The organism is Nonomuraea lactucae, from assembly GCF_003313395.1.
Lineage (GTDB): Bacteria > Actinomycetota > Actinomycetes > Streptosporangiales > Streptosporangiaceae > Nonomuraea > Nonomuraea lactucae.
The window spans coordinates 1-7,962 of the sequence record NZ_QNFZ01000911.1 but is presented as its reverse complement, the minus strand read 5'-3'; the positions used below and the strand labels follow the sequence as shown (position 1 = coordinate 7,962).

The window sequence follows — 7,962 nt, the reverse complement described above, 5'->3', positions numbered from 1 at the left end:
CGTCGGCGGCGCTGGCCTGGCGGCACGCCCGGGCCACCGCGCCCCTGCGGGCCGGGGAGCACTTCGTGCTCGGCCGGGCCTGGGTGTCCCCGGCGCACCGGGGCGCCACGCCGGTGATGGATCTCATCCAGTGGCGAGCCGTGGGCGAGTGCCTGCGCGACTCCCAGCTCGCGTGGACCTACTTCGTCATGCGCGACCCCGGCCACTGGGCCGCCTACTTGCGGCACTACGACTTCAACGACATCGGCGTCCGGCACCGAATGGACGACCTCACCTTCGGGCTGTTCGCGCACGACTGGCGCAGCGCCCCCGCGGAGGTGTGGCTGGCGCGGATGAACCGGTCCATGCGGTCCGGTCCTGAGGCCGGGCGCGCACCGGCGGCCGTGCCCGAGCTGGCCGTGCTCTCCCGGGCCGAGTTCGACGCCGCCGTACGGCAGGCGCTGCGCAACCTCGCCCGGCCCGGCGCGCTGGCCGACAACCCGCTCAGCCGCGGCCGGTTCGTCGTCGAACAAGGGGCCGCCGATCCGGCCAAGGCGCTGCGGGAGCTGATCGAGCAGGCGATCGACCGGCTTCGCGAAGACGCGCGCGCCGCCAAGCTCCACCGCGCGCTCGCCACGTCCTTCCTCGCGGGCGTGCCGACCCAGGAGGCGGCCGCCGAGCGGCTGGGCCTGCCGCTGAGCACCTACCGCCGCCACCTCGCGGCAGGCATCAAGCGGATCCAGGAGGACCTGTGGCATCACGAACTGTACGGCCCTGGAGACCGGCCGACCGGGTGAGCTAGTAGATGAGCTCGTAGGCGTCGCGGTTCACCTTGCGGGTACGGGCCCAGTACTCGAAGGTGAAGCCCGGCCAGATCGTCCGGTTGACGCCGTGCTCGTCGAGATACCAGGAGGCGCAGCCGCCCGAGGTCCACACCAGCGGGTCGAGCCGTTCCTGGAGCCGCCTGTTGAACGCCCGCTGCCGCTCCGGCCGCACGTCGATGGCCGTGGCCCGGGTCCTGGAGAGCAGCCGTAGGCAGTCCACGACGTAGCGGACCTGCGACTCGATCATGAAGACGACCGAGTTGTGGCCGAGCCCGGTGTTGGGCCCGAGCAGGAAGAACAGGTTGGGGAAGCCCGAGGTCGTGATGCCGTAGTACGCCTCGATGCCGCGTTCCCAGGCGTCCTGGAGCTTCAGGCCGTTCCTGCCGATGATCCGCCGGTCGTGCAGCGAGTCGGTGACCTTGAAGCCGGTGCCGTACACGATCACGTCGGCCGGGTGCTCGGTCCCGGTGGCGTCCACGACCGAGCGTTGCCTGATCTCCCTGATCGGGTCCGTGACCAGGGCGACGTTGTCGCGGTTGAGCGCCGGGTAGTAGTCGCTGGAGATCAGCACGCGCTTGCAGCCGATCGTGTAGCCGGGTGTGAGCCTGCGGCGCAGCTCGGGGTCCGGCACCTGGGCCTCCAGATGCCGGAGCGCCAGCCTCTCGTGCGCCTTCATCAGGCGGGGATCGACGGTGAAGCCCAGTGCCCTGGTCTCCAACAGCCAGTAGATGCCGTGGCGGAGCGTGCGGGCGGCGCCGGGCAGGCGGAGCGCCCGCCTCATCCGGTCGGGGAGGACGAGGTCGGGCTTGGGGTGGATCCACGGGGGTGTCCGCTGGAACACGGTCAATCGGCCGGCCAGCGGTGCGATGCGGGGGACGAACTGGACAGCGGACGCGCCGGTGCCGATCACCGCCACGCGCCTGCCCGCCAGGTCGGCGGAGTGGTCCCACTCGGCCGAGTGGAAGGCCGGGCCCGCGAACGCCTCCCGCCCCGGGATGTCCGGAAATTTCGGGATGTGGAGGGCGCCGACGCCGGAGACCACGGCATGCGGGCGCAGGACCTCGCCGCCCTCCGTGGTCACCTCCCACCTGCGCGCGCCGTCGTCGTACTCCAGGGACACCACCCGCCTGCCGTACCGGATATGCGGTGCGATGCCGTACTTGTCGACGCACCGGCGCAGGTACGCCCAGATCTCGTCCTGCGGCGAGAACAGCCGCGACCAGGCGGGATTGAGCTCGAACGAGTAGGAGTACAGAGGGGAGGGCACGTCGCAGGCGCAGCCCGGATAGGTGTTGTCGCGCCAGGTGCCGCCCAGGTCGGCGGCCTTCTCCAGGATGACGAAGTCGTGATAGCCGGCGCTCTTGAGCTTGATCGCCATGCAGACCCCGGCGAAGCCCGAACCGATGACGACTATGCCTGGCTCCAGCATTGGCCCTCCCGCGGCACTGCCCCCGGAGAAACGGCCCCCTGCTATTGGACTTCTGTCCAAACTTAGTGCGGCCGGTCTCCCTCGGTCCAGAGGGCGGGTACGCGAAAAGCGCCGAGGGCCTCAGCCGTCGGCGCTGCCAGAGGCGGGGGTCAGCGCAGGATCAGGAAGGCGGCGACGCCGATGATCACGATCGCGGCGACGATGGCGATGATCGGCAGCAGGCGGGACTTCTGGGGCGTCGACTCCTGCTCGGACCGCTGCGCGAACGCGCGGAACGCCTGAGTGTTGCCCGCGGGGTCGATGTGCTGGTCAGACATGGGGAGCAGCCTATCGGCAACGACTGTGACATTTGTGGCTTTTGCGCGATCTGCTGGGACGGGCTGATTAGGGGACCGACCTGGTCGCCGGATAGCTTTGGAGCATGGTGAGGACCCTGCTGACGCCCCGCATGCTGGGGCTGCACGTGCTGACGGCAGGGGTCCTCGTCGCGTTCATCCTGCTCGGCCGCTGGCAGCTGGGCGTCTTCCAGGACTCGGGCAGGCCGCAGGCGGCGTCGGACCCCGCGCCGGTCGCCGTCACCGCGCTGGCCCCCGCGGGCGCGCAGCTCACCGGCCCGGCCGTGGGGCGAAGGGTCTCCGCCGAAGGCGTCTACGACGCGGGCAGCCAGCTGCTGGTCGCCGACCGGCCGCCGGACGTCGACGTGCCCGGCGGCAACGTCGCGCGGGGCGGCGGCTACTGGGTGCTCACCCCGCTCCGGCTCGACGACGGCACGCTGATGCCCGTCGTACGCGGCTGGGTGGCCCGCGCCGCCGACCCGGCGGCCGTGCCCGAGGGCAGGGTCACGGTGTCCGGGCGGCTACGGCCGCAGGAGGGCACCGACAGCGTCCAGCGGCGGCCCGAGGGCCTGCCCGCCGGCCAGGTGCAGACCGTGTCCACGGGCGAGCTGCTCAACCTGTGGGACGGCGCGAAGGTCCGCACCGGCTACGTCGTGGCGCAGCCCCCCTCCGGCTCGCTGACGCAGGTCAAGGTCTCGCCGCCGGTCGTCGGCGGTACGCTGACCTGGCGCAACCTGGCCTACGCGGCCAACTGGTGGATCTTCGCCGGGTTCGCCGTGTTCATGTGGTTCCACTTCGTGCGCGACGGCGTGCGCGCCGAACGGGACCACCGTAAATCCCCTGAGATCGTGCTGGAAGGTTGACTGTGGAATCGGCTCTCAAGCCCTTCCGGGCGCTCGCCTACATCGTCGGCGTGATGCTGCTCGTGCTCTGCGCCGCGATGGTGCTCAGGTACGGCTTCGGCAACCCCGCCATGTCCAAGGTCGTCGCGCCCATCCACGGCTTCCTCTACATGGTCTATCTGGTCACCGTCATGAACCTGGGCATGAAGGCCCGCTGGAGCTGGCCGTACATGCTGGGGGTCATGCTCGGCGGCACGGTGCCGTTCCTGTCCTTCTACGTCGAGCACCGCGTCACCCAGCGGGTGCGGGCCGAGCTGGCGGCGGCGGACGCCTGAGGCCCCCGCCGCCGGGCCGGACTCAGCTGCCGATGCCGCGCCTGCGGGCGCGCTTGAGCCGCTCCCGCTGCGACGGGTCCAGCATCAGGTAGCCGACCACCGGGGCGCCGACCACGCCGAGGATGACCAGCAAGGTGATCCATCCGGTTCCGAAGAAGATCAGTGACAGCAGCACCGCGGCGCCCGCGCCGATGGCGTACTTCTGGACTGGCGACATCCTCGACTTCCTCCGAACGCGGAGCGCGCGCCCCGCCTCTCCCATATTGTGCGTCGCGGGTACAACGAGTGGGCGCCCCGTCGTGGTTCCGTTCGCGATGTATCTCAACGTACGGCGGGGAGCGCGACCGCCCGCAGGTCCTTCCTGAGCGTTCCGTGGTCGCCCCGCTGGGCGGGATCGCCGGAGAGCAGGCGGAACAGGACGGGAGCGAGCGCGCCGGCCTTGCTGAGCGGGGCGCCCGGGGCGGGCGGACGGCCCTCCACCGCGGCGAACAGCGTCGCGCCCAGCGCCCACAGGTCCGCCGCCTGGCTCGGCACGCGTTCCGGAGGCCGGAAGGCGGGAGCCGCCGGCCCCGCCACCCGCGACGGCAGGATCCAGGCCGCGGGGGAGCCGGCCTCTTCCGGAGGGACGTCCGGGAGCAGGATGCTGCTCGGGTGGACGGCGCCGTGGTGCCCGCCGCACGCGTGCGACGGCGCCAGCAGGTCGAGCACGGCCAGCCCGATCGCGGCCACCCGGGCGAGGGACAGCGGACCCGAGGCGGCGATCACCTGGTCGAGGGAGCGCTCCAAGGCCAGGCGGTCGAGCGTCTCGGCCACCATCTCGACCTGGGGAGCCCCCAGGGGATCGAGCATGGCCCTGATCAGCGCCCTGAGCGGGTCGGTGCCCGCGGCCGCGACGCGACCGGGCGGGCGGCCCTCGACCGCGAAGTGCAGCGTGGCCGCCAGCGACCACAGGTCGGCGGAGGGCCGCAGCCCCGCCTGCGGCAGCCCGAACCCCGTGAGCAGCGCGCGCCCCGTCGTGCTCAGCAGGACGTTGCCCGGGTTGACCCGCCCGTGCACGATCCCGGCGGCATGAGCGGTCACCAGCGCGGCCAGCACGCACACGCCCACCCGGGCCGCCTGCACGACGGGCAGCGTGCGGCGCGCCCCGACCGCCTGCTCCAGTGACGCTCCCGACGCGAACTCCATGACCAGCCACGGCACGCCGTCCTCGACCACCACGTCCAGCACCGAGACGATGGAGGGGTGCCGCAGCCCGGTCGCGAGGCGCGCGTCGCGCACCGCGGAGTCACGCGACTCGCCGAGCTCGGGCGGCAGGCGGAGCTCCCGTACGGCGACGTCGCGGTGCTCCAGCTCGTCGAAGGCCAGCCGGACGGCGCCTCCGCCCAGCGGGTTCAACAGCCGGTAGCGCCCTGCGAGTTTCGTGGTGCCTCCCATCCCGAACTGCACGATAAGGCACATCTTTGGGCAAAGCCACCGTCATGCCGGGGCGGCGGCGAGCCAGGCCTCGTGCGCCGCGAACACCCTGCCGAACAGCGCTTCCTTCTCCCCGGCGGCCACGTCGTCGAGGGTCAGCCCGAACACGTCCGCCAACGCGGCGAAGTAGTCGCGCGCCGTGTCGAGCGTGACGGAACTGCCGCCGTTGCCCAGGCGCGACAGGACGAGCCCGCGCAGGCAGTCCACCCCCGAGGCGTCGCGCCGCTGCACCGTCGCCACCCGCACGAACCCCGACTCCGGCGACGTGCTCAGGTGCGCGTGCATCTCCGCGAACGCCGACATCCCGGTGGCCGCCGGGCCGAAGTCCATCCCCAGGAACGAGCCGCCCGGGTCGTGATCCAGCCGCCACCCGCCGGGCGCCACCTCCGACGGGCGCAGGCCGTACACGAACGGACCCTGCCGGTACGTGCCCGCCACCAGGGGGAGCGGCTCGTGCAGCCCGTCGCCCAGCCCAAGGTCCACCAGCCACTCGCCGCCCGGATTGTCCTCGTCCGGCAGGCCGCGCACGGTGAGGACCAGGTGGTTGGCGGTGATGCCCGGCTCGGCGTCCCGGTTCTGCACGCCGCCCACGTGCCTGGTCACCTCGTAGCCGAGCGCCGTGGCCAGCCGGTGGAAGGCGCCGTTCAGGTGGTAGCAGTAGCCGCCCCGCCCGCGCACGACGCGCTCCGCCGAATCGCGCGGATCGATGGTCGTGGGGCGGCCCAGCCAGATGTCCAGCACCTCGTACGGCACCCGCTCGACATGCGCCCGGTGCAGCTCGCGCAGGCCGTGCGCGGACGGCGGCGCGTCCAGCAGGCGGGCGAGGCGGAGGCGGCGGAGATATCCGGCGACGATCACGCGATCAAGTCTGCACCGGATGTGCACGAAATAGGGAGTGCCGTCTGCACGGCGCGCTTTTAGGCTTTCGTCCGTGGCAGAGCAGCGACGAGTCCTCCTGGTCGAGGACGATGAGACGATCGCGCTGGCCGTACGCGACAGGCTGGCCGCCGAGGGGTTCGACGTCAGGGTGGCCGGAGACGGGGAGTCGGCCCTGGAGGAGTACGGGAGGGCGGAGCCCGACCTGGTCATCCTCGACCGGCTGCTCCCGGGGCTCGACGGGCTGGAGGTGTGCCGCCGGATGCAGGCGGCCCGGCCGGTGCCGGTGCTCATGCTGACCGCGCTCGGCGAGGAGACGGACGTGCTGGTCGGGCTCGGTGTGGGCGCCGACGACTACCTCGCCAAGCCGTTCAGCATGCGGGAGCTGGTGGCGAGGATCCACGCGCTGCTGCGCCGGGTCGAGCGGGCCATCCAGCTCGCGGCCGAGGACACGGTGATCAGGGTCGGTGAGGTGGAGATCGACACGGCTGCCCGCAGGGTGTTCGTGCAGGGCACGGAGGCGCAGCTCACCAGGACCGAGTTCGACCTGCTGCGCCGCCTGGCCGAACGGCCGGGGCAGGTGTTCGAGCGCGAGAGGTTGTTATCGGACGTGTGGGGCTTCTCCGAGGCCGCCGCGACCCGGACCGTCGACAGCCACGTGCGGGCGCTGCGCCGCAAGCTCGGCTCCGACGTGGTGCGCACCGTCCACGGTGTCGGCTACGCCCTGGTGCGGCGATGAGACCGCTCGACTTCCTCGGCCGGATCAAGGTCAAGCTCGGCATCGTGATCGTGCTGGCCGTCGGCACCGCGTTCGTGGTCAACGAGGTCGGCATCAACTCGGGGCTGTCCCGCGAGGTCCGGATCGCCGTGGCCGTGGTGCTCGCCCTGATCATGGTGCAGGTGCTCGCCATGGGCATGACCAAGCCGCTGCGCGAGATGGCCCGCGCCGCGCAGACCATCGCCAAGGGCCGCTACACGTTGCGGGTCCAAGCCACCTCGCGCGACGAGGTGGGGGAGCTGGCCAGGGCGTTCAACGCGATGGCCGACGACCTCGGCGAGGTCGACCGGCAGCGGCGCGAGCTCGTCGCGAACGTCAGCCACGAGCTCCGCACCCCCATCACCGGGCTGCGGGCCGTGCTGGAGAACGTCGTGGACGGCGTCTCCGCGCCCGACCCCGGCACCATGCGCACCGCCCTGGCCCAGGCCGACCGGCTGGGCCGCCTGGTGGCGCAGCTCCTCGACCTGTCGCGGCTCGACTCGGGCGCGCGCCTGATCGAGCCGGAGGCGATCGAGGTCGCGCCGCTGCTGGAGCAGGCCGTACGGGAGGCCGCGCTGGCCCGCGAGGACGTCCGCCTGACAGCGGGCGGCGCGGCGGACGGTGACGCCCTCGTGGTGCGCGCCGACCCCGACCTGCTGGCCCAGGTCCTGGCGAACCTCCTCGACAACGCCGTACGGCACAGCCCGCCGGGCGGCCTGGTCACCGTGGGAGCGGTCGCGGAGGGGGACGGGGTCCGGATCACGGTCGCCGACCAGGGGCCGGGGATTCCCGCCTCGGCGCGGGCGCGGGTGTTCGAGAGGTTCTCGCGGCTGGACGCGGGCCGCACGGCGGACGCCGGGGGAGCGGGGCTGGGGCTGGCCATCGTGAAGGAGATCGTCGAACTGCACGGCGGCGCCATCCGCATCGACGACTGCGCGGGATGCCGCATGATCGTGGATCTACCTGGGAGGACGACCATGGCGGACACGCCGTTGGAAGGACAGCAGGGCGGCGGCGCGGCCGTCGAGCGGGAGGTCCGGCCGGAGGGGGCCCGGCCGGAGCTCCGTCAGGACGCGGCCCCTGTGGGCGAGGGCGCACCGGCGCCGGCGGCG

The 7,962-nt window shown here is 72.5% G+C and carries 9 protein-coding genes and 1 pseudogene; 5 read left to right on the top strand and 5 right to left on the bottom strand.

Features of this window, described 5'->3' with window-relative positions; all coding sequences use genetic code 11:
- Positions 1-776 (top strand): annotated as a pseudogene (locus tag DQW85_RS44950) (sigma-70 family RNA polymerase sigma factor); the annotation flags it as partial.
- A 1-nt stretch (position 777) separates the two neighbouring features.
- Here the strand turns inward: DQW85_RS44950 and DQW85_RS31535 are convergent.
- Both DQW85_RS31535 and DQW85_RS46145 read right to left on the bottom strand, forming a co-directional pair.
- Positions 778-2,232: a flavin-containing monooxygenase gene (locus tag DQW85_RS31535; RefSeq protein ID WP_113703439.1), complete on the bottom strand. Its 1,455-nt coding sequence runs from the start codon at positions 2,230-2,232 to the stop codon at positions 778-780.
- Between the two features lie 149 nt (positions 2,233-2,381).
- The gene (locus DQW85_RS46145; protein WP_205315557.1) at positions 2,382-2,549 is read right to left on the bottom strand and encodes a hypothetical protein; all 168 of its coding nucleotides are present in this window, start codon (positions 2,547-2,549) and stop codon (positions 2,382-2,384) included.
- 104 nt (positions 2,550-2,653) lie between these two features.
- On the opposite strand from DQW85_RS46145, the gene DQW85_RS31530 reads away from it, so the two are divergent.
- Positions 2,654-3,430: an SURF1 family protein gene (locus tag DQW85_RS31530; RefSeq protein WP_240197543.1), complete on the top strand. Its 777-nt coding sequence runs from the start codon at positions 2,654-2,656 to the stop codon at positions 3,428-3,430.
- Positions 3,431-3,432: 2 nt separating this feature from the next.
- Complete coding sequence (locus DQW85_RS31525) at positions 3,433-3,744, top strand: DUF3817 domain-containing protein (RefSeq protein ID WP_113703438.1); 312 nt, start codon at positions 3,433-3,435, stop codon at positions 3,742-3,744.
- Between the two features lie 22 nt (positions 3,745-3,766).
- Here the strand turns inward: DQW85_RS31525 and DQW85_RS31520 are convergent, their stop codons facing one another.
- The 3 genes from DQW85_RS31520 to DQW85_RS31510 form a co-directional block, all read right to left on the bottom strand.
- Complete coding sequence (locus DQW85_RS31520) at positions 3,767-3,961, bottom strand: hypothetical protein (protein ID WP_113703437.1); 195 nt, start codon at positions 3,959-3,961, stop codon at positions 3,767-3,769.
- Positions 3,962-4,065: 104 nt separating this feature from the next.
- Complete coding sequence (locus tag DQW85_RS31515) at positions 4,066-5,190, bottom strand: protein kinase domain-containing protein (RefSeq protein WP_162795533.1); 1,125 nt, start codon at positions 5,188-5,190, stop codon at positions 4,066-4,068.
- A 30-nt stretch (positions 5,191-5,220) separates the two neighbouring features.
- A complete protein-coding gene (locus DQW85_RS31510) occupies positions 5,221-6,075 on the bottom strand; it encodes an arylamine N-acetyltransferase family protein (RefSeq protein ID WP_113703435.1) in 855 nt (284 codons plus the stop codon).
- A 73-nt stretch (positions 6,076-6,148) separates the two neighbouring features.
- Between DQW85_RS31510 and DQW85_RS31505 the strand changes: the two genes are divergently transcribed.
- Positions 6,149-6,832: a response regulator transcription factor gene (locus DQW85_RS31505; protein WP_240197542.1), complete on the top strand. Its 684-nt coding sequence runs from the start codon at positions 6,149-6,151 to the stop codon at positions 6,830-6,832.
- Positions 6,829-7,962 (top strand): sensor histidine kinase (locus DQW85_RS31500; protein ID WP_113703434.1); only part of this gene is annotated, 1,134 nt, incomplete at its 3' end. The genes DQW85_RS31505 and DQW85_RS31500, both read left to right, overlap by 4 nt.

Coding starts and splice junctions, on each gene's coding strand:
- DQW85_RS31535 (WP_113703439.1), bottom strand. CDS start 2,232: ATGCTGGAGCCAGGCATAGTCGTCATCGGTTCGGGCTTCGCCGGGGTC.
- DQW85_RS46145 (WP_205315557.1), bottom strand. CDS start 2,549: ATGTCTGACCAGCACATCGACCCCGCGGGCAACACTCAGGCGTTCCGC.
- DQW85_RS31530 (WP_240197543.1), top strand. CDS start 2,654: ATGGTGAGGACCCTGCTGACGCCCCGCATGCTGGGGCTGCACGTGCTG.
- DQW85_RS31520 (WP_113703437.1), bottom strand. CDS start 3,961: ATGTCGCCAGTCCAGAAGTACGCCATCGGCGCGGGCGCCGCGGTGCTG.